The following is a 23,374-nucleotide window of genomic DNA, read 5'->3' on the forward strand; positions in this document are numbered from 1 at the left end:
CTCCGACCGTTTCCCGGCGCAGTGCGATCAGGGGGTTCTGGAGGTACGTATGCCGCGGCCCTTGTGGACCGGAGCCATTTCTTTTGGCCTGGTTACCATCCCGATCAAGGTCGTCAGCGCGACCGAAGACCGCTCGGTTCATTTCCACCAGGTCCATCTGGAGGACATGGGCCGGGTCCGAACCCGCAAGGTCTGTGAGATCGAGGACGAGGTCGTGCCGCAGGAGGAGATCGGCAAGGGCTACGAGGTCGCCAAGGACCAACTCGTCGCGGTCACCGATGAAGAGCTCGACGAGATGCCGCTGCCGACCGCGAAGGCGATCGAGATTGTGGCGTTCGTCGATGCCGACAGCATCGACCCGATCCGGATCAGCGACAGCTACTACCTCGCGATCGACGGACAAGTCGCAGCCAAGCCCTACACGTTGCTCCGCAAGGCGCTGGAGCGGTCCGACAAGGTCGCCGTCGCCAAATTCGCGTGGCACAACCGCGAAAGGCTCGGGCTGCTCCGGGTGCGCGAGGACGCGATCGTGCTGCACGCGATGCGATGGCCCGACGAGATCCGCAGCCCCGAGTCCCTCAAGCCGAAGGACGTCGACCTGGACGACGACGAGATCGAGCGGGCCGTCCAGCTCACCGACACCATGGCCCTCGACGACATCTCCGGCTTCCGGGACGAGTACCGCGACGCCCTGGAGGAACTGATCGAGGCGAAGGCGGAAGGCACGGAGCTCCCGGAGCCGGCCGAGGGCGAGGAACGGGAATCCGGGAAGGTCGTCGACCTTATGGCGGCCCTGAACGCCTCAGTCAAGGCAGCCAAGGAATCGCGCGGCGAGCACGGCGGCCAGGACGCCACTGTGCACACGATGCAGCCCCGCAAGAAGACCGCGGCCAAGAAGAAGGCCGCCCCGGCCAGGAAGACCACCGCGAAGAAGACCACAGCCACGAAGAAGCGCACGGCGAAGAAGACCACCACGAAGAAGCGCAGCGCGTCCTGAGCAGGCGCGAAGCGGGATGGTCATGAGGTTGCCGCGGATCGCTCCGATGCTCGCCACGCCCGGCAGCCTGCCGCCGTCGGGCGCCGAAGACCACTGGGCATTCGAGGTTGTTGTAGACAGCCGCTCCCGCAATCGGACAACCCCGCATGGCCTTTGAGAACGGTTGAGCATGGCCGGAGGGGTGCCTGGCGGCCGGCCGTTGGGCGATCACTCGGTGTTGGTGTAGTCCAGGAATTCGGCGACGGCGGGTATCCCGCGGCGGCGGGCGAGTTTGCTGCGCAGGTCTTCCAGGGTGTGGGTGCTGCGGGCGGAGGTGATGCCTCCCATCCGGTCGACGGCGTCGTGGGCGGTGGCCACGGCGGCATCGACATCGCCGAGACCGAGATGGGCCTCGGCGAGCCGGGCGAGGTAGATGGCGTGGCCGCGGGGGAAGGCGTCGCCGTTGTATGCCTCCTGGTTGGTGTGGACGGTGGAGGCTTCCAGGAAGTGGGCGAGGGCCCGTTTGGGGTTGCCCAGGTTGAGGGCGGAGCTGCCGATGAGCTGGTGGGTCTCGCCGAGGTTGTACCAGTAGACGCAGGAGAGATCGTCCTCGATGGGTCCGGCGTGCTCGTAGGCGTCCAGGGCGGCGTTGGCGGCCCGGTCGGCGGCCCGGGCATCGCCGGCATGGGCGTGGGCCCGGCAGGCGCGGGCGTGGAGCATGGAGGTCAGGCGGGGCGAGCCGGTCCTTGGTGCTTTTGACAGGGCGGCCTCGATGAGGTCGACCGCGCCGCGGGGATTGCCGGTGGAGTAGTGCTGGATGGCCCAGAAGGCGAGAGTGTTCGCTCCGACCACGGGGTCGTCGGCGCTGGCGGCGGCGCGCAGGGCGGTGACGTAGTGGCGTTCGGCGGCGGCGGTCTTCCCGCTGTCGTAGGCCGTCCAGCCCGCGGAGCGGGAGGCTTCGGCCGCCGCGGCGAACAGGCGGCGCTCGACGCCTTCGCCGAAGGAGGCGTTCTTGAGGGTGGCGGTGATCAGGCGGAGTTCGGCGCGGGCCGCGTCGTAGACGTCGCCGGAGCCGACGGTGTCGTCGAGCCGGCGCAGGCCCTCAAGGCGGCGTTCGAAGAGGTCGGGGACGTCGTCACCGATCCGGCAGCCCGTGGTGGGGGCCGCTCCTGCGGGGGCGGCGGCGGACCATTGCGCCACGGTGGTGCCCAGGGTGACGGATGTGGTGATCAGAAACTTCCTGCGGTCCACCGGACCTCCTGTGATCTCCAGTGCCTGCACCACCCCCGTGGTCGTCCACGGGAGGGTGAAGAGGGTGTGGTCCGGCAGGGCCAACAGGAGCCAGCCCGGCCAGCCGTGGGCGTGGATCGCCTCGGGCGGGATGCCTTCGAGCGCGGCCATGGCGAGCTGGGTGCGGTAGTTGGGCGCGTAGTCCCCCCTGATCCAGCGGGATGCCTTCTCCCGGCGGTACGCCATCTGCCCGTATCCCATGCGCTGGTGCTGCTCGGCGACCCGGAGCAGGTACGCCTGCGCCTTCTGGCCGCGTACGGCCAGGAGGTAGGCAAGCGGGTGGCGTTCGGCGGCGTCAGTGGTCACGGCCATCCCTTTTCGCGGGCGCGGGCGCCACCAGTTTCCCGGCTTCCGGCGGGCGGGGGAAGGCCGCCGGAGGTGAACGGCAACGGCCTGCAACGGGCGGCAACGCCAGCGGTCTGTGAGGCGGTTCGTGCCTGCGGTGTCCTTGCACGGCTGCCCTGCAGGGCAGCGTCCGACAAGATGTCAGGAGGATTCCGATGGTGACCATACTCCCCGCAGCCACCCCGGTGGCGCAGGCCGGCCCCGGGCGGGCGGACGTCCTTGCCCAGGTCGCCCGGCTGGCCGACCTGGACGAGCTGACGGTCGAGCAGATGCGGGCCGAGGCGCTGGCAGCGCCCGCCCGCGGCGTCGTCGCGTACGGCGAGTACCAGTCGGGCGGCTGGTGGACCACGTCGCTGCTGAACCACTCCGGTGACCCCCACGACGTCGTGATCGGCGACGGCCGCCCCCGGCCCACCTCCTTACTGGAGGCCATGCCCGCCACCACGCGGTTCCTCGACGGGCTGGGACTGGACTTCATGTACGTGCGCCTGGCCCGCCTGGAACCGCACTCCTACCTGTGGGAGCACCGCGACTACGCGGAACTGCGAGACATGGGCAGGCACCGTCTGCACATCCCGCTCGTCACCAATCCTTCGGCAGTTCTGGTCACCGCAGGGACCAGGGTCCACATGGCAGCCGGCGCATTGTGGCGGCTGACGCCCTCGCAGGCACACGGCGTATGCAACACGACCGGCCCGGACCGGCTCCACCTGATCGCCGACGTGTACGCCAACGACGCCTACCAGGCCCTGGCCGCCCGCCCCTGCCTGCGTGACGGGGACGCGGCGGACCTGCCGGAGATGACCGGGGCGAACCGGGCCGCACTGCTGTCCGGGGCCGGGCAGCTTGCCGAACTCGGCTTCACCGACGCGGCGGAACAGACCCTGCTGCGCGCTTTCTACAGCTACGCCCTGCCGGAGGGCGGGGCCTACGACCTGATCGCCGAACTCCACACGGGCCGCGGCGCGGACAGCGATGCGCACCGGTGGCGCCAGGCGAAGGCGCACCTGCTCGACCGCCCCTGACCCCAGCCCCGATCCTCTTCATCCGAAAGGCAGGACACTGATGTCCACCTCGGCATCCCCGCCGCGCGAGCTGCCCGCGATCGAGGAACTCGCGCACGCCCACCGGCCGGCGCAACTCGCCGTCCTGGGCGACCTGGTCCAGGCCCTGTCCGCCACCACGGCCGTGACCCACCTCCTGGTCCGCGGCTCGCTGGCCACCGGCACCGCGGACCGGCTCTCCGACGTCGACCTGGTCGTCGCCGTCCACGACAGCCGACTGCCCGACCTGATGAACAGCCTGGACGCGCTGATGTCCACCACCTTCGGCACGCTGCTGCCCGGATGGCGGGACACCATCGTCGGCGATCTCGGCGGCGCCGGGTTCGTCTACCTGCTGCCGCACGACGGCCACCTGCTCCAGCTCGACCTGTACCTGTGCCCGACCAGCACGGTCGGGGCGCTGCGCCGCAGGATCGGCCCCCGCCTGCTGTGGCAGGGCCCCGGCGCCGACAGCCTCGCCGATGCCGGCACCCGGCAGCGCACGGCGCAGGAACTCGCCCGCGCGGCACAGGCACCCGCGGACTGCGGCAGTCTCCTCGTCCAGGCGATGGTCCTGCACGCGATGCTCCGCAAACGCCTGGCCAGGGGCCAGCACTACATCGCCTACGGCCTCCTGCACGACCTGAACGCCACCTGCCGGGACGTGATCCGCACCGCGCTGGTGCCGCACTCCCGGCATCACGGCTGGTACCACCTGCCCGACGAAGTCGGCCGCACCGCCACCGGCCGGGAGTGTCTGGCCCAGCTGACGCAGGCGCTGACCAGTCCGCCGGTCCCCACCGTGGCGCAGGCCGATGAAGCACTGGACCGCATCGTGCGCCTTGCGCAGCGGATCGCCCCGCACGCCGCCGGCTCGCTGACCGACGAGATCTCCGCATACCGCTCCTACCAGCAGCACGAGGAAGGACTCGTATGAACAGCACCGACCTCACCGCGGCCCTGTTCGCCGGAGTCGTACCGCCGGACGGCGAGGAACCGCTGGCGGAGGCTGCCGGCGCCGCACTGGCCCGCGCCGGGTACGCCCTGCGGCACGGCGGCTACAACGGACTGATGGAGGCCGCCGCGCGCGGCGCCGCACCCCACGGAGTACCGGTCACCGCGATCACGCTGGCCGGCCGCCCCGACTGGGGAGCGCTCAACCCCCACGTCACCGCCACCGTGTACGCCCCGACCATCGGCGCCCGGCTGCATGCCTATCTCGACGACGCCGACCTGGTCGTCGCGATGGGCGGAGGGGTCGGCACGCTGCACGAACTCACCGCCGCCCTGTACTACGCCACCACGATCCGTTCCCTTCCCGTGCGGCTGCTCGGGCCCACCGCGTGCCGTCTGGGTGCGTTCCTGCGGGCCGGGGGATGGCTGACCGAGAGCCCCATCCGGCCGCTGGGCTTCCTGCGGGAACTGCCCGACGCCGCGGCGCTCGAAGCGGATCTCAAGGCCCTCGATGCCGGGCGGTGCAAGCGATGACGTTGCCCGCCGTCACCTTCGCGGAGAAGATCGCGGGCGTCGCCTACCGGCCCGGCCCCTACCGGCTGCCGGAAGGCGGCACCCTGGACACCTACTTCGACCCGTACCGGCTGGCCGGTGACCCGGAGCTGCTGGCGGAGACCGCAGCCGCGCTCGCCAGCCTGCTGCCCGCTGGCACCGAGGTCCTGGCGGGTCCCGCGCTGGCCGGCATCCCGCTGGTCACGGCGGTGTCCCTGCACACCGGTCTGCCCGCCGCCTTCCTTCGCCCCTCTCCCAAGGAACACGGCACGTGGCAGCAGATCGAGGGCGCCGAGCTGAGCGGCCGGCAAACGGTCCTGCTGGACGACACCGCCCGCAGCGGCACAAGTCTCCTGCGCAGTGCCCGCCTGCTGCGGATGGGCGGCGCGCGGGTCGGCACGGCCCTGTGCGTCCTGGACCGCGACGCGGGCGCCGCCACCCTGCTCGCCGACCACCACATCGTCCTGCGCGCCCTGGTCCAAGATCCGGACGGTGCCCGGTGACCGGGCCCCGCCAAGCGGCGCTGTTCGACCTGGACGGAGTGCTGCTGGACAGTGCCGCCGCAGTGCGCTCCACCCTCGCGGCGGTCGCCACCTGTGCTCTCGGCCGCCGGGTGATGCCGGATGACCTTCCGCCTGCTGCCCTGCGCCGCCCCCGCTGCGAGGTCCTGGCACTCCTGGACGTCGCCGATCCCGACGACGCCTGCGACCGGTGGTGGGACGGCGCGGCGTCAACCCTCCCCGTCGAACCGTTCCCCGGGATTCTCGCCGGGCTGCTGGCCCTGCGCGCGCAGGGCACGGCCGTCGGCGTCGTCACGGTCCAGGACCCCGACCGGCTGCGGTGGCTGCTGCCACCAGCCCTGACCAAACTGCTGGAGGTCGTCGTCACACGGCAGGACGCGCCGCCCAAACCGGCTCCCGACGGACTGCATCTCGCCCTGAGCCGGCTCGACATCCCACCGGAACGCGCGGTGTTCGTAGGGGACAGCCCCACCGACATGACCGCGGCCCGCGCCGCCGGCGTCGTCGCACTCGGAGCGGTCTGGGGCTGGCACCCTCCCGCCGCCCTGCACGCCGCCGGGGCCGATCACCTCCTGCCCGAACCCGCCAGCATCGGGCCGTCCCTGCTCAACCACCTGCCCCCAACCGACAGCGCGTGACCCACCCGCCGCACTACAGTGAAGGGGCGCCCCCCACGGGCGCCCCTTATTGCACTTCTGCACTCAGCTTGGCTTTAAACCCCACCAAGATCATTTCTTGGTGGGGTTTGTCGTTCGCCTGACAGCTGAGCGGCCTCTGCTTGATCATATGTTTCCGCCAAGAGACACGTTGATCAACCAAAGGCCGTGATGGACAGTCTGCAAGACGGCGCCGTGCGCGTCGAGGCCCTGGCCAGGTTGTCCCGGTTTCGCCGTGAGCTGTACGAGTGCCTGACGTTGCGGGCGGATGCTCTGTTCGAGCTCATGGATGCGGTGCTGTGCGCAGACGGGCCGGTGACGTCCCTGCCGGAACTCTCGCTGTCGGGGGTGCATCGGCGCGGGCACGGAGCGATGTACGACGCGCTGACCCAGGGACACATCAACGTGTCCCGGCTTCGGATGGCGCTGGCCGGTCTGCGGCTGCCGCGCGGGACGGACGGGCAGCTGTCGATCGCGTTGGATGTCACGCCGTGGCCGCGTCCGGATGCCGAGTGCTCGCCCGAGCGGCTGCACTGCCACCGTCCGTGCCGGTGCGACGGGGTGCGTCAGACCATCCCGGGCTGGCCCTACCAGGTCGCGGCGGCCCTGGGTGGGGGCCGCTCCTCGTGGACCGGGCCGCTGGACGCGGTGCGGTTGGGGCCCGAGGACGATCCCACCGAGGTCACCGCCGCCCAGATCCGCGACCTTGTCGCCCGCCTGGAGCGGGCCGGGCAGTGGCGCCCGGGGGACTTGCCGGTGCTGTTCGTCCTGGACTCCGGCTACGACCTGGTTCGTCTGACCTGGCTGCTGCGCGAGGAGCCGGTGCGGCTACTGGGACGCATCCGCGCCGACCGGGTGATGCGCGCCCCAGCCGGCAAGCGCCGCGGGACGAACCCCGGGCGCCCGCCCCGGCATGGAGCGGAGTTCCGCCTGGCCCACGCCGCGACCTATCCCGCGCCGGTCCAGGAGTCGGCCGGCGTCCACGACCGCTTCGGTCAAGTCCTCGCCCGCTGCTGGGGCCGCCTGCACCCCAGGCTGGACCGGCGCGGCTCCTGGGCTGACCACGAAGGCGAACTCCCCATCGTCGAGGGAACGTTGGTCCATCTGGCGGTCGAGCACCTGCCCGGCAATCGCGACCCCAAGCCGCTATGGCTGTGGCACAGCGACCCCGACGCCACCGCGCACGACGTCGACCGCCTCTGGCGGATCTTCCTTCGAAGGTTCGACATCGAGCACACTTTCCGCTTCTTCAAGCAGACGCTCGGCCTGACCCGACCCCGCTTGCGCACCCCCGAACAGGCCGACCGGTGGGTGTGGCTGATCCTCGCCGCCTACGCGCAACTCCGTCTCATCCGGCCTCTGGCCGAGGACCTCCGGCGGCCCTGGGAGAAACCCCTGACACCGGATCAGCTCACCCCGGGCCGAGTCCGACGGGGCTATCCCCGCATCCGACGGACCGTGGGCACTCCAGCCCGCGCGCCAAAAGCCTCCCGCCCCGGCCCAGGCCGCCCCAAGGGCCGCACCTCCACACCCGCACCCCGCCACCCAGTCGGCAAGAAACAGCGCAAAACGGATAATGCCTAGACGCGACGGGGCCGACCAGCAGCCTTAAAGATCAAGCTCAGAGGACACAGGCGAATGCGCGTGATGCGGCGACGAGCGCCCGGCGCCGAGCTGGAGCACTGAGAGAGCGGACCCCGCCCCTCAGCCCCGACTCCCGGTCCGGCTCGGCGCGCACCCCCATCACCCCGTCACCCGTCCCCTGGACCTCTGAAAGCTGCCCCGATGCCTGTACCGCCCACCAGCGGCCGTCTGCAATGGACCGACGTCCCCACGGCGCTGCGCGCCCGCCTCGAAGACGCCCTCGGCGCACCCGTCACCGACACCGTCACCCCCGGCGGCGGCTTCGGCCACCAACTGGCCGCCGCCCTCCGTCTGGCCGACGGGCGACGGGCCTTCGTCAAGGCAGCTCCCGACGACGACCCGCTCACCGCCGCCAACGTCCACGAAGCCGCCGTCCTGGACGCGCTGCCTCCCGGCGCCCCGGCCCCAAAACTGCTGGGCATCCACCACGCCGCCAACTGGACCGCCGTCGTCATCGCCCACCTCGACGGCCCGCACCCCGACCTCTCCCCCGCCTCAGGCGACGCCGGGCAGACATGGGCGCTCCTGGACAAGCTCACCTCCAGCCCCGCCCCGGCACCGTACGCCAAGGCGGTCAGCACCACACCCTCGACAGCGGCCGGCCTGCACGGCTGGGACGAACTCCTCCGCGATCCGCCCGCAGACCTCGCCCCCGCCGCCCGTGACCGCCTGCCCCAGCTCGCCGAACTGGAAGCCGCCTGGCCCGCCCTTGCCCGCGGCAACCGCATCGTCCACGGAGACCTGCGGGCCGACAACATGGTCCGCGACCGCCACCTCGGCGTGACCTTCGTGGACTGGGCACACGCCACCACCGGCCCGGCCTGCATCGACGCCGCATCTCTCGCCCCGCAACTCGTCCTCGCCGGACACGCACCCGCAGACATCGCCCGCCTGCTTTGCGACCACCCCGCCACCGCCACCAACCCCGACGCCACCACCGCGTTCCTCACCGCACTCACCGGTCACTGGCACCGCAACGCCCGCAAACCCGCACCCCCCGGCGCCCCCGGACTGCGCGCCTACCAGCACCGCGCCGCCGCCGCGGGCCTCGCCCTCCTCGGCTACCGCCTGAGCTGAGACATCGACCTGGACGAAGACGGCCTGACTCAGGAAGCGAACCCCGGTCAAAAGACCGGCGTGGCTTTATCGAGCAGCAGTGAAGGCGCTTCTCGATGGGTTTGGGAGGCGCCTTCGGTGTCCCGATCCCGGTATCGACGAGTACGGGAGGCAGTGCCCACGGAGACCTCCGCGCCGGCAACGGAGTCGGTCCACCCGGCCACCTGATCCCGTAGCCAGCATCTTTGACCTCAGCTTGCCTCGGTGCGGGGACGCGCAGACGGGAATTAGGTCACGCGGATCCAGGAGTGTGCCGTCCGGACTCGTCGACATTCGGGCCCTCTGGAGTGCGTACGCGCCTCCCGAACTGCCCGAGAATCGAATCGCTGTTCCTCGTCATCAACAGAGCCAAGGGGTTCTGTCGGTCCAGGCGGAAGGCACTTTCTGCGTGCAGGGTATCGGTTCGCGTCCCAAGCTCCATGTCTCTGCTGACGGTGCCGGGGTGGTTGGTCACGCCGGGGCACGGTTGCTGGCTGATCTTGCCGATGCCACCGAACTGACCAGCGCGTACTCCACCGCGTTGGGACCACTTCGGCCACGCGGCACTGGCCACGACCCGGGCCGGATCGCCACCGACCTCGCGGTGATGCTGGCTGATGGCGGGGAATCCATCACGGATCTGGCCGTGTTGCGGGACCAGGGCAAGGTGTTCGGCCCGGTCGCCTCGACACCGACGGCCTGGCGGCTGCTCGCCGACATCGACGAGACCGGACTCGCTCGGCTGCGAGCGGCCCGCGCCCAGGCACGGGAAGTGGCCTGGCTGCAGGCCGCCGAGACCCGCTGCGGAATACCGGCGGCAAAAGCCGGCGGACGGGAACTGCCCGGCCTGGTCCTGGACCTCGACGCCACGCTGGTGACCTGCCACTCCGAGAAGGACCAAGCCGCACCCACCTACAAAGGCGGCTTCGGATTCCACCCTCTGGTGTGTTTCCTGGCCAACACCGGCGAGGGCATGTCCGGGCGGCTGCGGCCCGGCAACGCCGGAGCCAACACCGCCGCCGATCACATCGCGGTGCTGGACGACGCTCTCGCGCAGATCCCCGACACCCACCGGCACGGCACCGACATCCTCGTCCGCACCGACAGCGCCGGATCGGCGAAAGCCTTCCTCGCCCACGTCCGAGACATGCGGATACGAGGAATCCGCACCTTCTTCTCGGTCGGATACGCGGTCACCGAACCGGTCCGCCGCGCGATCCGGGCCCTGCCCGAACAGGTCTGGCACCCCGCCCTGGACCAGGACGGAACACTGCGTGCCGGCGCCTCGGTCGCCGAGCTGACCGGCACGGTCGACATTGCCGGCTACCCGGACGGCACCCGCATCATCGTGCGCCGCGAGCGCCCGCACCCCGGAGCCCAGCTCTCCTTGTTCGACCAGGACGAGGGCCTGCGGCACCAGGTCTTCCTCACCGACACCCCGCTCGCCGGCGCCGGCTCCGCCCAGTTCCTGGAAGTCCGCCACCGCGGGCATGCCACCGTCGAGGACCACATCCGGTGCGGCAAGACCACCGGCTTCGGACGCTTCCCATCCCGCCACTTCCTGGTCAACGCCGCATGGCTCGAACTCAGCCTCGCCGCGACCGTGTTGAACCCCGGTGCCGCCCTCCAGCTCGTCGGTGATCAGGTGGACGAGCTCGGCACGTTGCAGCTTGCCGCCCAGCTCCTCGAATACCTCGCGGTGCAGGGCCGCCTCGATGGTCGCGTCGTCCTCCTCGACCCCGCCGCCGACCGACGACGAAGTGCCGCCGCTCGCCTCTCTGGCCCCCCAGCAGACCGTCCTCGTCGACAGCCTGTCCAAGCGCATAGCCCCTGGCCTGACCCTCGGGTTCGTGGTGGCGCCCGGCTTCCTGGTGGGCGAGATCGCCACGTCGCTGCGCTCGGGGGGCTGGACCCCCATGCGCTTCGCACTGGAGGCGGCCTACCACTGGCAGCAGGACGGCACCGTGAAGGCGCTCGTACAGGCCAAGCAGCGGGAAGCCGCCGTACGACAGGAGATCGCGGCCCGGCACCTCGGCGGCTTCGCTGTACGGAGCGACCCGCGCTCGTACCACTGCTGGTGGCAACTGCCCCGCCCGTGGCGCGCGGACACCTTCGTCGCCGCCGCTGCCCGGCACGGCATCGGAGTGGTGCCGGCCGCCGCGTTCACCGTCGGCAATAACCAGGCCCCCAACGCGATCCGGCTGGGGCTTGCCTCCCCGCAGACCGACGTTCTCTCCCAGGCGCTGGCCACACTGGCCGAACTCGCCCGGTCCGCCCCGGACGACCTCGTCACCGACTGACGCCTGCCCGCGCGCCGGCGACCGTCCGGCGAAGACCGAGGCGAAGCCCACGGCCACAGACACGGGATCGGCATCGAGATCGTCGAGCGGAACCCGCAGGACAAGAGCTTCATCGCGACTCCGAGGGGGCCGGGCGGCCCTCGTAGTCGCGGACCAGTCGCCGGTGCAGTATCAAGGTCGTCAACACCTGTGGATCAAGCGTTCTCCCCGGATGACCACCGAGCTTCTCCGTCTCACCGTCCCGGGGTGTGCGACGCCTTGTCCGAGCGTGGACAATCCCTTGCTCCGGCCACCTGGTGTCCAGCGGCGACACACGGGTGTGGATGGACGCGGGCAGCGGGACGCTGGCTCAGCTTCAACGGCACGTCCAACTGGATGAGCTGGACGCGATCTGGATCTCGCATCTGCACGCCGAGCACAGCGCGGACCGGGAACCTCAGCCCTGCCCGACGCGGTGAACACCGTCTGGCTTCCCGGTCGCCTGAGCCTCGATTTACCGGTCCGGTTTGAAGTGGTTTCCTGAGGCTGTGCAGGGCGGCGTTCGGTGCCGTTGGCCGGGTGCGGGCAGGGGTCATCCGCTGGTCTGACCAGAGTGTCCACGGGTTCCGTTCCGGTTGTGACCAAGTGGGGCATCAGCCGCTACGACGCGCTCAAGCGCCTCTTCACCACCGGGGCGTGGATCCCTCACCCGCGAAATCACCCTCGCCCTCCACGACATCCCGGGAACGAATCAGACATCCACGGAACACTCCGGCGCTCTGGCCCGCCCCCGGCTCAGCTGCTGCCAACGGAAGCTGTTGACGCCCGACTTACTAATTCGCATTATCAGCGCCCCCAAGTCTTGACGTGTTTGAAACACAGGGTTCACACTGATCCCGAGGCGAGATAATTCGTATTAGCGGAGGCTCAAGTGACAATTGGTCGCCCTGCGCGGCGGATCACGCAGCGGGACATTGCCAAGCTGGCCGGGGTGAGTCAGCCGACCGTGTCGCTGGTGCTCAACGGTCGGGCCGACGCGGATATCCGGATTCCCGAGGAGACCCGCGAGCGCGTGTTGAAGGTGATCCGGGAATCCGGGTACGTGCCCGATCCAGTGGCACGACGGCTGGCTGACAAACGCAACCGCATACTGGGCGTCTTCACCTATGAGGCGGTCTTCCCCAGCGCCACCAGCGACTTCTACCACCCGTTCCTGGTCGGTATCGAGGGCGCGGCCGAACAGGTCGGCTGCGACCTGCTGTTGCTCACCAGCACATCAGTGACGGGCGGTCGGCGGCGTGTCTTCGAGGGCGACAATCGGCTCCGGCTGGCGGACGGCTGCCTGCTGCTCGGCCGGTCGCTCGACCGCGACGACCTGAGGCGGATGGTCGCCGACGGATACCCCTTCGTGGCAGTTGGCCGGCGCGATGACGCCGGAGGCCCGGTGCCTCACGTGGGCGCCGATTACGCGACGGCCGTCAGCCGCCTCGTCGAGCTGGCGGTGACCCGCGGCCACCGTCGCGTGGCATACCTCGGACTCCCCACCGACGTGGAGTCCTCCGCAGACCGTCGGAAAGGCTTTCTGCAGGCCACCCAGGCGGCACCGGGGCCCGGCGTCCTCATCGCGCTCGACGAGCTGTCTCCCGGACGCGAACCCGACGAGTTGCTGTCGGCGTTGCTGGCCTCACGCGCAACGGTAGTCCTGGTCGAAGACTTCGCCACCGCTGCGGATCTGGTCGCTTCCGCGCGTCGGCGCGGCCTGGCCGTACCGGAGGACCTGTCGGTCCTGACTCTCGGCGATCCGACCACGCCCGTACCTGCCGATGTGGACTTCACCGGATTCAAGATCCCGAGAGAGGAGATGGGCCGACAGTCCATCGCGCTGCTGACCGACCTCCTCCAAGGCACCGCGGACACCCCGCAGCTACTGCTGCCCTGCGAACTCGTCACCGGCGCCACCCTGGCGCCCGCACCCGCACAGTGAAAGGAACGTGGATGGAAACGGAGATCCTCGTCATCGGCGGAGGGCTCGGCGGAGTGGCAGCGGCATTGGCCGCCCTGCGCGCCGGCCGGCGGGTAGTGCTCACCGAGGAGTACGACTGGCTGGGTGGCCAGCTGACGAGCCAGGCCGTCCCACCGGACGAGCCCAGCTGGGTGGAGCAGTTCGGTGTGACCGCCGGCTACCGGGCACTGCGGGACGGAATCCGCGACTACTACCGCCAGCACTACCCGCTGACCGAGCGGTCCCGGGCCTGGCGCCACCTCAACCCGGGGGCCGGACACGTCAGTCGGCTCTGCCACGAGCCGCAGGTGGCAGTGGCGGTCATCGAGGCAATGCTCGCGCCGTACCGGGGCAGCGGGCGGTTGCGCGTGCTGCAGCCGTACCGACCGGTGTCCGCCGAGACCGACGGCGACCGGGTCTGTGCCGTGACGGTGGGGCACTGCGGAGATGGCGACGAGATCACCATCGCCGCACCGTACATTCTCGACGCGACGGAGACCGGCGAGCTGCTACCTCTCACCGGTACCGAGTACGTCACCGGCTTCGAGGCGCAGTCCGAGACCGGTGAGCCGAGCGCCCCGGGCACGGCGCAGCCCTTGAACATGCAAGCCGCCTCGGTCTGCTTCGCGCTGGACCATGTGGACGGCGATCACACGATCGACAAACCGGTCCGATACGACTTCTGGCGCACCTACCAGCCGGACTTCTGGGGCGGCCCGATGCTCTCCCTGAGCGCGCCTCACCCACGGACCAAGGAGATCGTCGAGCGCAGCTTCACCCCGAATCCCGACGACGACCCGCTGGCCGTCGTCGCGGACCAGCGGCTCAGCGCCGGCGACAGCAACCTGTGGACGTTCCGGCGTATCGCGGCACGGCGCAACTTCACCGACGGCGCGTACAGTAGCGACATCACGCTGGTCAACTGGCCGATGATCGATTACCTGGCAGGTCCAGTCTACGACGTACCTGATGCCGCGCAGCACCTCGCGGCCGCTCGCGAACTGTCCTTCGCGTACCTGTACTGGCTGCAGACCGAGGCTCCACGGCCCGACGGCGGCACCGGCTTCCCCGGTCTGCGGCTGCGCGGCGATATCACTGGCTCGGCCGACGGTCTGGCACAGGCACCGTATATCCGCGAGTCACGGCGTATCCGCGCCGAATACACGGTCGTCGAACAGGACCTGTCCATCGCGTTACGGGGCGACAAGGGTGCCGTGGAGTATCCCGACACGGTGGGCATCGGCATGTACCGCATTGACCTGCACCCCACCACCGGCGGCGACAACTACCTCGATGTGGCGTGCTGCCCGTTCCGGATCCCGCTGGGTGCGCTGCTCCCACAGCGGGTGGAAAACCTGCTCCCCGCCTCCAAGAACATCGGCACGACACACATCACCAATGGGTGCTACCGCCTGCACCCCGTCGAGTGGAACGTCGGCGAGGCGGCCGGTGCACTGGCCGCCTTCTGCCTGGAGCGCCGGGTCTCCCCGCGCGCCGTCAGAAACACGCCCGGCCTCCTGGCCGACTTCCAGGACCGTCTCACCGGCGACGGGGTCGAGCTGCAGTGGCCGCGAATAGCGGGTTACTAGCCAATCATCGCAAGGAGTACAGCAATGAACCCATCGAGACGCTCCGTCCTCGCGGCGACCGCGGCCGCAGCCGCGACCGCTGCCCTCACCGCCGGCTGCGGCAACGGCGGCGGTCGGTCGGGAGCCGACGACGGCAACCTGCGCATCGCCGTGTGGACGGCGGTGAAGGAGCATCTGGCGCTGCTGAACAGCATCGCGGACGCCTTCAAAGCCAGTAACCCGAAGGTGAAGAGCATCAAGTTCGAATCGCTCAACCCCATGGACTACACCACCGCGCTGACCACTCAGCTCGCCTCGGGCAACCCGCCCGACCTGGGCTGGATTCTGGAAACGAACGCGGCCGACTTCATCGAGGCCGACACGCTCGTCGACATGGCTCCGGCCATGAAGGCGGAGAGCGGCTACGGATACAACGACTTGGAGCCGGCGCTGCTCAGCCAGTGGCGGCGCGGCAAATCGCTCTACGCGTACCCGTTCTCCAGCTCGCCCCTCGCGGTCTTCTACAACGCCGACGCCCTGGCCAAGGCCGACGCGGACGATCCGGCCAAGCTCGCCTCCGAAGACGCCTGGACATGGGACGCGCTCGCCGCCGCGGCCAGGAAGGTCACCGATGCCAAGACTGCACGGTTCGGCCTGCTCGTCCACGATTTCGACTACAAGCACTGGGACCGGCTCTATCCGATCATGAGCGCGTACGGGGCGGCACCGTGGACGTCCGACAACGACTGCGGGTTCTCCGACGGGAAGATGGTCGACGCGATTGACTTCTTCCGGAAGATGGCCTTCACCGACCGGAGTACGCCGGGGCCCGGAGAGCAGGCAGACTTCTTCTCCGGCGAAAGCGGCATGATCATTACCCAGGTCAGCAAGGCCGGCCCGCTCGCCGACGTCTCGTGGAAGTGGGGCGTCGTACCGCTGCCGTCCGGACCGGCCGGAGCTCACCAGGTGATCGGGCAGGCCGGCCTGGCCGTCTTCGCCAAGGCCAAGAACCAGGAACTGGCCAAACAGTTCTTCCTCTTCGCCACCGACAAGAAGAACACCGCCGAACTTGCCCAGTTCTTCCCGCCGCCGCGCGCCTCACTGCTGACGGCCGAGACCCTTGCCAGAACCAACCCGCTGCTCAGCAAGGACCAGCTCCAAGAGAGCATCATCGATTCGCTTAAGTCCGGTACGGTGCGCCCCGGCCATAGCGGGTACGCCGAGCTGAACGAGAAGACGCGGGCGGCCCTCGACGCGGCATGGAAGCCGAAGGCCGATACGCACAAGGTCACCCGTGCCGTCTGTACCGCCATCGAGCCCCTGCTGCAGGCCGGATCGTGAGCCTGACAAAGAAGGCCCCGACCCCTGCCGTGTCCCGGCGGGCCACCGTGCCTCTCAAGGTGCGGCCGGCCCGCCGGGGCGGGCGGCAACGGACCCCGCGGTGGCGTCGGCGGGACATGCTCGCCGGGTACGTACTCATCGCCCCGCAGATGGTGGGATTCGCCGCTTTCGTGCTGGGGCCCCTCATAGCCGTCGTCTACTACAGCTTTACGAAGTACAACAATCTCACCGGCGATATCAGCTTCATCGGCGGTGACAATTACCGGAAGCTGCTCGACGACCCGCTCGCGATTGAGGTGGCTCAGAACACGGCCGTGTTCTCCCTGGGTCTGGTGCCGCTCAACATCTGCCTCGCCCTGCTGCTCGCCGTGCTGCTGGACCAGGGGCTGCGCGGCACCATAGTGTTCCGCGCGATCTTCTTCTCCCCGACCGTCGTGTCGGTCATCGCGTGGACCATCGTATGGAGCTTCCTGCTCAGCAAGGACGGCGGCCTCAACCTGCTCATACGCATGGTCGGCGCCGATGGTCCCAACTGGCTGCGCGAGCCGGACACCGCGATGTTCTCGGTGATCCTGGTGCAGGTCCTCAAAGGTGTGGGCGTGAACATGGTGCTCTTTCTGGCCGCCCTGCAAAGCGTCCCCACGGAGCTGCGGGAGGCGGCAAGGGTCGACGGCGCCCCTCCCTGGACCATATTCCGCCGGATCACCCTGCCGATGATCAGCCCGACCATGCTGCTGGCCGCGATCGTCACGGTGATCGGCTCGCTTCAGGTCTTCGGCCAGGTCATGGTGCTGACCGGCGGCGGTCCGGGTAACGCCACGACCGTACTCGCCTACTACGTCTATCTGCAGGCATTCAAGTTCTTCGACCTCGGCTACGCGAGTGCCCTCGCGGTACTGCTCTTCCTCGCTGTCCTGGTCCTGACCGTCGTGCAGTGGTGGTTGCGCAAGAAGTGGGTGTTCCATGAGCAGTAACCCCTTGGCCCTGTTCCGACGCAGGGCTCGGAAGCCCGCATTCGGGCGGATCCTGCTGTACGTACTGATGGTGGCCCTCGCGGTGCCGTTCCTCCTGCCCCTGCTGTGGATGGTGAGCAGCTCCCTCAAACCGATCTCGGAGATCTTTTCCTATCCGCCCTCGCTGCTCCCGAGCGACTGGCGGTGGGACAACTACGCCCGTATCACCGATTACCAGCCCTTCGGCCGTCAGTACTTCAACAGTCTCTATATCGCGGCGTTGGTGTGTGTCGGCAGCGTCGTGGTCTCGGCCATGGCCGGTTACGCCTTCGCCCGGGTCCGCCTCATCGGCGGCGGCACCATGTTCGTCCTCCTGCTCACCGCATTGCTGATGCCGAGCGAGGTCATCATCGTTCCGCTGTTCCGGCTGTTCTCCGAGATCGGCTGGACCGACACGCACTGGCCGCTGATCATTCCGGCCGTGTTCGGCAGCAACTCGGTCTTCGGCACCTTCGTCATGCGCCAGTTCTTCCTTGGCCTGCCGGCCGAGCTGGAGGAGAGCGGAAGGCTCGACGGTCTGGGGCGTTTCGGGCTGTTCTTCCGGATCGCGCTCCCGCTGGCCGGACCTTCGCTCTCAGCGGTGGCACTGCTCTCCTTCCTGCACAGCTGGAACTCCTTCCTGGAACCGCTGGTGTTCCTGCGCAGCCCGGAGATGTTCACCCTGCCGGTAGCGCTCACCCAGATCGTGGACAACTTTGGAGCCCCGGTCTGGAATGTGCAGCTCGCGGCCAGCACGCTCACGGTCATTCCGGTTCTCGCGGTATTCCTGGTGGCCCAGCGCTGGTTCATCAAGTCAATCGTCAACAGTGGTCTGAAGGGTTAGTCATGGAAATGCTCACAGTATCCGGTGACCGGTTCGTCACCCCGTCCGGAAATCCAGTGACTCTGCGCGGCACCGGGCTCGGCGGCTGGATGATGATGGAGAACTTCCTCAACGGCTTCCCCGGCGCCGAGCACCAGGCCAGGGACGCGCTGCGGCATTCCATGGGCGCAGAAAAGGCCGACCGGCTGTTCGACCTCATCCTGGACGAGTTCTTCACCGACGCCGATGCAGCGCTGATCGCCCGCACCGGACTCAACTGCGTTCGCATTGCGGTCAATTACCGGCACCTCTCCGACGATGCCAACCCGTTCGACATCAAGGAGGACGGAATACGGCGGCTCACTACCGCCATCGACGCCTGCGCCCGGCACGGCATCTACACCATCATCGACCTGCATGCCGCACCAGGCTTTCAGAACCAGTCCGAGCACAGCGACAATCCGAGCCACCATGCCTGGCTGTGGCGCCACCGCCACTTCCAGGACCGAGTGGTGGCCATCTGGGAGGCGCTTGCGGACCGGTTCCGGGGCCGGCCCGAGGTAGCCGGGTTCAACCTGCTCAACGAGCCCGGCGATCCCACCGGCGAGGTGATCGGTCCGTTCTACCGCCGACTCGTCGACGCCGTACGGGCCATAGACCCGGACCATGTGATCTTCCTCGACGGCAACCGCTACGCCAACGACTTCGATGCCATCGGCAGTGGATTCGACAACACCGTGTACTCCGCCCACGACTACGCCCTCGCCGGAATCCGTGACGCGACCGAGTACCCGGGCGTAGTACGCGGACAGTATGTCGACCGCAGCTGGCTGGAGGAGCGCTTCCTGGAGCGAACCGAGCACTCCCGCAGAACGGGCACACCAGTCTGGGTGGGCGAGTTCGGGCCGGTCTATTCCGGCGACCCCGCAGTCGACAAGCACCGCTACGCCGTACTGCGCGATCAGCTGGAGATCTACCGTGAGCACGGGGCGAACTGGTCCATCTGGACCTACAAGGACACCCATCTGTCCGGGCTGGTGTCCCTCGACCCCGACTCACCCTGGTCCCGGCTGCTGCAGCCGATCAGGGAGAAGAAGGAGCGGCTGGGCACCGAGCCTTGGTCCACCGGCGAGGAGGGCATCGGCCACGCCCTCGCCCCGCTCGATGAGCTGATGGCCACCGAGTACCCCGACTTCGACCCCCAGCCCTTCGGCCAGCGCTGGTACGTGCGCAGGCTCGTCCGTGAACTTCTGCTCGGGGAGCCCATGCTCGCCGACTTCGCCGCCCTCTTCGCCACTGTCGACGACGCCGGCATCGCAGCTCTGGCCGGCTCATTCCGCGTCGACGCCTGTATACCTCGCACGCCGCTGGCGGAACTCCTCACTGAATTCACCCGCAGCTGAAACCACCTCTTCAGAAGGAGACACCAGTGCGACACCCGACCGACAGACCTATCCACACCGCGCCCGGACTCCCCGGCCTCAGCCGCCGCGCGCTGCTCGGAGCTGCCGGCGCCGCAGCGCTGCTGACCGCGCTGCCCGCCCGCCCCGCCGGCGCCACCGAGGGGACGACCGCCCTGCGGCTCCTCGACCCGCTGCCCCCGGGACTCCCCGACCGCACGCTGTTCGCCCCCGAGGAGCAGCGGTACGCGCCGTACCTGGTGACCCTCGCGCCGATGGCAAACGACATCGAGGATGCCGACCCGGCCACATACGGCTGGTTCAAGGGCGGCTGGTGGCGCACGCCGGACGAGCCGTACAACGCCCGGATCCAGGAGCACGTGTACACGCTGAGCTGGTTCTACGCCAACTCCCGGCCCTGGAACCCGTACGCCGGTGACCCGGCACTGCTGGCCCGCCTCGACGCAGCGCTCCAGCACTATCTGCGCCTGCAGCACGACAACGGCTCATGGCCGGAGTACCGCCCCACCGAATATTCCAGAGCGGCCACCGGTTTCGGACTCGGGTATCTGAGCAAGACGCTGCAGGTTCTGCGCACGGCCGGGGCCCTGCCCGAGCGGCAGACCGAGATCCGGACCGCCGTGCACAGAGCGATGGTGTGGTTCCTCGACCCCGGCAACACCACCGTCTGGCAGAACCCCCTGAGATACACCAACCACTACATCGCCGGCCTCGCAGGCGCGACTCTGAGTCTGCAACTGGACCCCGATGCCGCTTTGCAGACACGGCTGGCAGAACGCATCACCTTCATCGCAGACCGCGGTCAGAGCCCACAAGGTTTCTTCTACGAACCACGCGGCATGGATGTCGGCTACAACTTCGATGTCATGCTGCCGGACATGGCCGAGCTCTATCACCTCACCGGCGATCCGGCCATGCTCTCCATGGCCCGCAAATTCGCCCCCTGGCTCGGCTACAACCTGGTGTGGGAGCCCGATGGATCGGGCTACTTCACCAACGTCGCCGCCTCCGCCCGCACCAGCTCCCTCTCGTACGACGGGGTCATGCTGGAGCCCGACCGCACGCACCTCGGCTCGCTCTTCGTGCCTGAAACACCCGAGCTCGCGGCGTTCTTCACCGCCCGTGAGGACCGGGCGGACGCACGCGCCGCCTGGGCGGCGGATCCGAATCCCGTGCCGGTGCTGGAGCGCGGCAAGACCTCCCCGCGCGTCATCGCGCACGTCCCTTACGGCGATGGGTCCCCGACCCGTGCAGAGAAGAACGACGCGATCTCCGATCTGCCGTACCTGAGGCAGGACAACTTCGTCGAACTCCGCCGTGACGCCAAACAGGACTTCCTCTTCATCCGGCGCCCCAGCCTCTACCTGGGAACCTTCTTCGGCACCCGAGCCACCAGCCTCGTCCGCTCCGGCCTCACCTTCCTGTGGCACCCCGACGCAGGCATGGTCGTGTACTCACTCAACAACGGCGACTCCTGGGCCACCGAGCTCGACGGCGGCCGGCTCGACGCCAACAGCGACCTGACGGCCGAGTACTTCACCGGTGCGCCCACCGCACGGCCCTGGACCGGCGGCGACCTCTCCCCCGGCGAACCCTTCTGCATCCAGTATCGCACCCCCGACTCCGCGGTCACCACCGACGTCACTGTCGCCCAGCAGTCCGTGCGTCGCGTCGTGACCGCCGGCTCGGCGGCGAGCGAACTGATCCCGCTCGTGCTGCACCCGACCGACCAGGTGACCTTCACCGACGGCACGGAGGCGGCCTACGGCAGCGCGACTTCGGCTGCCGCGGACGGCCTTACCGTGCGCCGTGGCGACACCACGATCTTGATCCGGTGGGATGCCCCACGCGCCGCCAGCCTCACCAGCGGCCCCACCACGTTCCTGCGCGACGCCACCCGCCGCGCCCACCTACTCCGCATCCCGCACCCTGGCGCTCTCCACCTGACGATCACGTTCAGCTGAACCACACCAACGGGACGTCACCGGCGTCCCCGAAAGAATCGGACAGGCATGACGATTCGACCGTCTCAACGAAAGTCGACGGTTGCGTGGCTGCTATCTCGATGAGTATTCCTGGCATCGGGTGACCCGCTGGCTGCGTAAACGACATCCTCGTGTCCCGTGGGCATCCTTGTTCCGGCGTTTCCTCCCGGGGAAACGCCGGCCGAAGACGGGATCTCGCTGATCCAACCCCAAAAGGTTCCGGTGGTCCGCTACCGATATCGGAGGCGGAACATACCGACACCATGGACGCCAATACCGGCAGCCGTCGGCCAACCGGCGGCAAGAGCACGTGGAGAGCCGGATGCTCGGAGACGGGCACGTCCGGTTCGGCGGGCGGGCGGGCCGGGGAAACGGAACACCAGAAATGGTGTCACCGCGCCCCAGTCCGACCCGACTCATCCACACAGAACACCAATGCCCGTTCGGCGGGTCCAGGTAGAGGCCGACGACATCGTGGACCTTGTCGACGACGTACGGATCGGTCGACAGCTTGAAGGTCTTCTCCGAGCGGTGCGGCTGTGGGTCGAACGCCCGCCAGATCCGTGACACCGATGACTGCGAAAGTCCCCGACACTATGCCGCCCACGCGGGCCTGGTTCGCCCTTCAGCCCCTTTTCATTGTGCAGGGCCCCAGAGCGCCAGACCGTGGCCCCGCTCGCCGGGTAGACGACCATGCAATAGCCTTCTGCGCAGCGCTCCCAGCCATTGCGCCGCCCGCTGGCCAGGTCCACCGGATCGCCGTCGGCGATGCCCAGTTCGGCCAGGTCTTCGGGGTTGACCATGATGACCGGCGGGCGTAGTGGAAGCAGTTCGGCAGCCTCGCTGTCCACGACACTGGTCCAGCCGTGCCGCTTTTCGGCCCCTCGGACACGGTCCTGGGCGGCCAGGACCGCGTGGGGGAAACCGGCCTGTTCCCAGCCGGGACAGCAGCCGATCGCTAGCGCCGGCCGCGTCAGGGTGCGCGGCCTGGGCCCGGCGTACAGGGAGCGCATGGACGGGCAGAACCGCTTGGCTGAGACCAGCGGGCGGCGCCAGGGCCTCGTCGAGGGCGGTCTGGGCCGCCTCCACGATTCCCGGATCGGGCACCTGCATCCGGCCGGTCATGCCGAACACACCAGTTCGCCGCTCGCCGCGGCCGGGGCCCTCCGGGTGACGCGGCTCTTGATCAACTTGAAAAACCGACTCGAAGGTATTTAGTATTGGGGGCATGGGAAGGCCAGTGGATCAACTGACACCGAAGGGCGCGGCGACGCGCCGGGAGATTCTGCGCGCCGCCGCCCGTGTCTTCGATGCCAAGGGGTACGCCCTGGCCCGGATGGACGACGTGGTGAGCGAGACCGGCCTCACCAAGGGTGCCGTGTACTTCCACTTCAAGAGCAAGGCCGCCCTGGCCCATGCGGTCGTCGACGATCAGAAGCAGGGGATGCTTGCGCATGTGCGCAGGCAGCTCGAGGGGCTCGGAGGGCCGGCTGCGCAGGTACGCGGACTCGTCCCCGTCCTCGTGGACCTCGTCATCGCCGAACCCGCGGGATGGTCCGTCGTGCGGCTCGACCGCGAGCTCACCACCGAGTCACCGCAGGAACGCGCTCAGGTGTCCGTTCTCGCGGAGTGGGTCGGCCTGGTCGAAGAACTCCTTCTGGCCGGCGCCCGCGCGGGCGACCTGCACCTTCCGGCCGACGCCCACGTGCTGGCGACCGTATTCGTGGGCGCGTTCGACGGGCTGAAGGGCGTCCTCGAGGCCACGGGGCGCGCCACTCCCGAAGAGCTGCGCCGTGCAGCAGGCGCTCTCGCCGAAGTCATTGAGGCGACCATCGAAGCTCACTGAACGCGGGCAGGCCGGACATCACGCACGTCGGCCACGTCGGC

18 protein-coding genes and 6 pseudogenes are annotated in these 23,374 nt (G+C 69.0%); 20 read left to right on the top strand and 4 right to left on the bottom strand.

The genetic code is table 11. The features are described 5' to 3' along the window. The first annotated feature begins 49 nt into the window (after window positions 1-49). Entirely contained in the window at window positions 50-997 is a 948-nt protein-coding gene (gene ku, locus OG978_RS41490; protein ID WP_326763332.1) for a non-homologous end joining protein Ku, read from the top strand. Window positions 998-1,204: 207 nt separating this feature from the next. On the opposite strand, the gene OG978_RS41495 is transcribed toward ku, so the two are convergent. Continuing rightward, window positions 1,205-2,572 carry a transcriptional regulator gene (locus OG978_RS41495; protein ID WP_326763333.1) on the bottom strand — a complete coding sequence of 456 codons (1,368 nt, stop codon included), beginning with the start codon at window positions 2,570-2,572 and terminating at the stop codon, window positions 1,205-1,207. Window positions 2,573-2,766: 194 nt separating this feature from the next. On the opposite strand from OG978_RS41495, the gene OG978_RS41500 reads away from it, so the two are divergent. The 8 genes and pseudogenes from OG978_RS41500 to OG978_RS41535 form a co-directional block, all read left to right on the top strand. Continuing rightward, window positions 2,767-3,636 carry an aspartyl/asparaginyl beta-hydroxylase domain-containing protein gene (locus tag OG978_RS41500; protein ID WP_326763334.1) on the top strand — a complete coding sequence of 290 codons (870 nt, stop codon included), beginning with the start codon at window positions 2,767-2,769 and terminating at the stop codon, window positions 3,634-3,636. Window positions 3,637-3,676: 40 nt separating this feature from the next. Further along, window positions 3,677-4,591 (top strand): nucleotidyltransferase domain-containing protein, encoded by a 915-nt coding sequence (locus OG978_RS41505; RefSeq protein ID WP_326763335.1) that lies wholly within the window; start codon window positions 3,677-3,679, stop codon window positions 4,589-4,591. Then, window positions 4,588-5,142 (top strand): LOG family protein, encoded by a 555-nt coding sequence (locus OG978_RS41510; protein WP_326763336.1) that lies wholly within the window; start codon window positions 4,588-4,590, stop codon window positions 5,140-5,142. Before OG978_RS41505 ends, OG978_RS41510 begins: the two co-directional genes overlap by 4 nt. After that, window positions 5,139-5,663, top strand: a complete 525-nt coding sequence (locus tag OG978_RS41515; RefSeq protein ID WP_326763337.1) for an orotate phosphoribosyltransferase — start codon at window positions 5,139-5,141, stop codon at window positions 5,661-5,663. Before OG978_RS41510 ends, OG978_RS41515 begins: the two co-directional genes overlap by 4 nt. Beyond that, the gene (locus tag OG978_RS41520) at window positions 5,660-6,319 is read left to right on the top strand and encodes an HAD family hydrolase (RefSeq protein ID WP_326763338.1); all 660 of its coding nucleotides are present in this window, start codon (window positions 5,660-5,662) and stop codon (window positions 6,317-6,319) included. The genes OG978_RS41515 and OG978_RS41520 overlap by 4 nt, the downstream gene beginning before the upstream one ends. Window positions 6,320-6,508: 189 nt before the next feature. Continuing rightward, a complete protein-coding gene (locus OG978_RS41525) occupies window positions 6,509-7,921 on the top strand; it encodes an NF041680 family putative transposase (RefSeq protein ID WP_326763339.1) in 1,413 nt (470 codons plus the stop codon). 201 nt (window positions 7,922-8,122) lie between these two features. Then, the gene (locus OG978_RS41530; protein ID WP_326770330.1) at window positions 8,123-9,058 is read left to right on the top strand and encodes a phosphotransferase family protein; all 936 of its coding nucleotides are present in this window, start codon (window positions 8,123-8,125) and stop codon (window positions 9,056-9,058) included. 427 nt (window positions 9,059-9,485) lie between these two features. Further along, window positions 9,486-10,712, top strand: a pseudogene (locus OG978_RS41535) (IS1380 family transposase); the annotation flags it as partial. Here the strand turns inward: OG978_RS41535 and OG978_RS41540 are convergent. Beyond that, window positions 10,680-10,829: pseudogene (locus OG978_RS41540) on the bottom strand (NUDIX domain-containing protein); the annotation flags it as partial. The pseudogenes OG978_RS41535 and OG978_RS41540 overlap by 33 nt on opposite strands. A gap of 1 nt (window position 10,830) precedes the next feature. Here OG978_RS41540 and OG978_RS41545 point away from each other — a divergent pair. The 9 genes and pseudogenes from OG978_RS41545 to OG978_RS41585 form a co-directional block, all read left to right on the top strand. Then, window positions 10,831-11,376: pseudogene (locus OG978_RS41545) on the top strand (PLP-dependent aminotransferase family protein); the annotation flags it as partial. Window positions 11,377-11,587: 211 nt separating this feature from the next. Then, window positions 11,588-11,804, top strand: a pseudogene (locus tag OG978_RS41550) (MBL fold metallo-hydrolase); the annotation flags it as partial. Between the two features lie 488 nt (window positions 11,805-12,292). Further along, a complete protein-coding gene (locus OG978_RS41555; protein ID WP_326771044.1) occupies window positions 12,293-13,339 on the top strand; it encodes a LacI family DNA-binding transcriptional regulator in 1,047 nt (348 codons plus the stop codon). A gap of 11 nt (window positions 13,340-13,350) precedes the next feature. Continuing rightward, window positions 13,351-14,946 (top strand): FAD-dependent oxidoreductase, encoded by a 1,596-nt coding sequence (locus OG978_RS41560; protein ID WP_326763342.1) that lies wholly within the window; start codon window positions 13,351-13,353, stop codon window positions 14,944-14,946. 24 nt (window positions 14,947-14,970) lie between these two features. Beyond that, complete coding sequence (locus OG978_RS41565; protein WP_326763343.1) at window positions 14,971-16,266, top strand: extracellular solute-binding protein; 1,296 nt, start codon at window positions 14,971-14,973, stop codon at window positions 16,264-16,266. Window positions 16,267-16,382: 116 nt separating this feature from the next. Further along, window positions 16,383-17,240, top strand: coding sequence for a carbohydrate ABC transporter permease (locus tag OG978_RS41570; protein WP_326771045.1), 858 nt, complete (start codon window positions 16,383-16,385; stop codon window positions 17,238-17,240). Then, entirely contained in the window at window positions 17,230-18,102 is an 873-nt protein-coding gene (locus OG978_RS41575) for a carbohydrate ABC transporter permease (RefSeq protein WP_326763345.1), read from the top strand. The genes OG978_RS41570 and OG978_RS41575 overlap by 11 nt, the downstream gene beginning before the upstream one ends. Window positions 18,103-18,110: 8 nt before the next feature. Continuing rightward, entirely contained in the window at window positions 18,111-19,484 is a 1,374-nt protein-coding gene (locus OG978_RS41580) for a glycoside hydrolase family 5 protein (RefSeq protein WP_326763346.1), read from the top strand. Window positions 19,485-19,510: 26 nt separating this feature from the next. Beyond that, the gene (locus tag OG978_RS41585) at window positions 19,511-21,466 is read left to right on the top strand and encodes a hypothetical protein (protein ID WP_326763347.1); all 1,956 of its coding nucleotides are present in this window, start codon (window positions 19,511-19,513) and stop codon (window positions 21,464-21,466) included. Between the two features lie 418 nt (window positions 21,467-21,884). Here OG978_RS41585 and OG978_RS41590 read toward each other — a convergent pair. Together OG978_RS41590 and OG978_RS41595 are read right to left on the bottom strand one after the other, a co-directional pair. Next, window positions 21,885-22,075: pseudogene (locus OG978_RS41590) on the bottom strand (IS630 family transposase); the annotation flags it as partial. 155 nt (window positions 22,076-22,230) lie between these two features. Continuing rightward, a pseudogene (locus OG978_RS41595) lies at window positions 22,231-22,500 on the bottom strand (hypothetical protein); the annotation flags it as partial. Here OG978_RS41595 and OG978_RS41600 point away from each other — a divergent pair. Beyond that, window positions 22,499-22,705, top strand: coding sequence for a hypothetical protein (locus OG978_RS41600; RefSeq protein WP_326763348.1), 207 nt, complete (start codon window positions 22,499-22,501; stop codon window positions 22,703-22,705). The pseudogene OG978_RS41595 and the gene OG978_RS41600 overlap by 2 nt on opposite strands. Before the next feature lie 10 nt (window positions 22,706-22,715). After that, the gene (locus OG978_RS41605; protein WP_326763349.1) at window positions 22,716-23,333 is read left to right on the top strand and encodes a TetR/AcrR family transcriptional regulator; all 618 of its coding nucleotides are present in this window, start codon (window positions 22,716-22,718) and stop codon (window positions 23,331-23,333) included. The last annotated feature ends 41 nt before the right edge of the window (window positions 23,334-23,374 follow it).

The sequence above is a fragment of the Streptomyces sp. NBC_01591 genome (assembly GCF_035918155.1).
In the GTDB taxonomy this organism is placed as follows: domain Bacteria; phylum Actinomycetota; class Actinomycetes; order Streptomycetales; family Streptomycetaceae; genus Streptomyces.

Excerpts from the sequence above, each read along its gene's own strand:
- OG978_RS41505 (WP_326763335.1), top strand. The coding sequence starts at position 3,677 with ATGTCCACCTCGGCATCCCCGCCGCGCGAGCTGCCCGCGATCGAGGAA.
- OG978_RS41525 (WP_326763339.1), top strand. The coding sequence starts at position 6,509 with ATGGACAGTCTGCAAGACGGCGCCGTGCGCGTCGAGGCCCTGGCCAGG.
- ku (WP_326763332.1), top strand. The coding sequence starts at position 50 with ATGCCGCGGCCCTTGTGGACCGGAGCCATTTCTTTTGGCCTGGTTACC.
- OG978_RS41570 (WP_326771045.1), top strand. The coding sequence starts at position 16,383 with ATGCTCGCCGGGTACGTACTCATCGCCCCGCAGATGGTGGGATTCGCC.
- OG978_RS41565 (WP_326763343.1), top strand. The coding sequence starts at position 14,971 with ATGAACCCATCGAGACGCTCCGTCCTCGCGGCGACCGCGGCCGCAGCC.
- OG978_RS41510 (WP_326763336.1), top strand. The coding sequence starts at position 4,588 with ATGAACAGCACCGACCTCACCGCGGCCCTGTTCGCCGGAGTCGTACCG.
- OG978_RS41600 (WP_326763348.1), top strand. The coding sequence starts at position 22,499 with ATGGACGGGCAGAACCGCTTGGCTGAGACCAGCGGGCGGCGCCAGGGC.
- OG978_RS41515 (WP_326763337.1), top strand. The coding sequence starts at position 5,139 with ATGACGTTGCCCGCCGTCACCTTCGCGGAGAAGATCGCGGGCGTCGCC.
- OG978_RS41560 (WP_326763342.1), top strand. The coding sequence starts at position 13,351 with ATGGAAACGGAGATCCTCGTCATCGGCGGAGGGCTCGGCGGAGTGGCA.
- OG978_RS41530 (WP_326770330.1), top strand. The coding sequence starts at position 8,123 with ATGCCTGTACCGCCCACCAGCGGCCGTCTGCAATGGACCGACGTCCCC.
- OG978_RS41575 (WP_326763345.1), top strand. The coding sequence starts at position 17,230 with ATGAGCAGTAACCCCTTGGCCCTGTTCCGACGCAGGGCTCGGAAGCCC.
- OG978_RS41500 (WP_326763334.1), top strand. The coding sequence starts at position 2,767 with ATGGTGACCATACTCCCCGCAGCCACCCCGGTGGCGCAGGCCGGCCCC.
- OG978_RS41580 (WP_326763346.1), top strand. The coding sequence starts at position 18,111 with ATGCTCACAGTATCCGGTGACCGGTTCGTCACCCCGTCCGGAAATCCA.
- OG978_RS41605 (WP_326763349.1), top strand. The coding sequence starts at position 22,716 with ATGGGAAGGCCAGTGGATCAACTGACACCGAAGGGCGCGGCGACGCGC.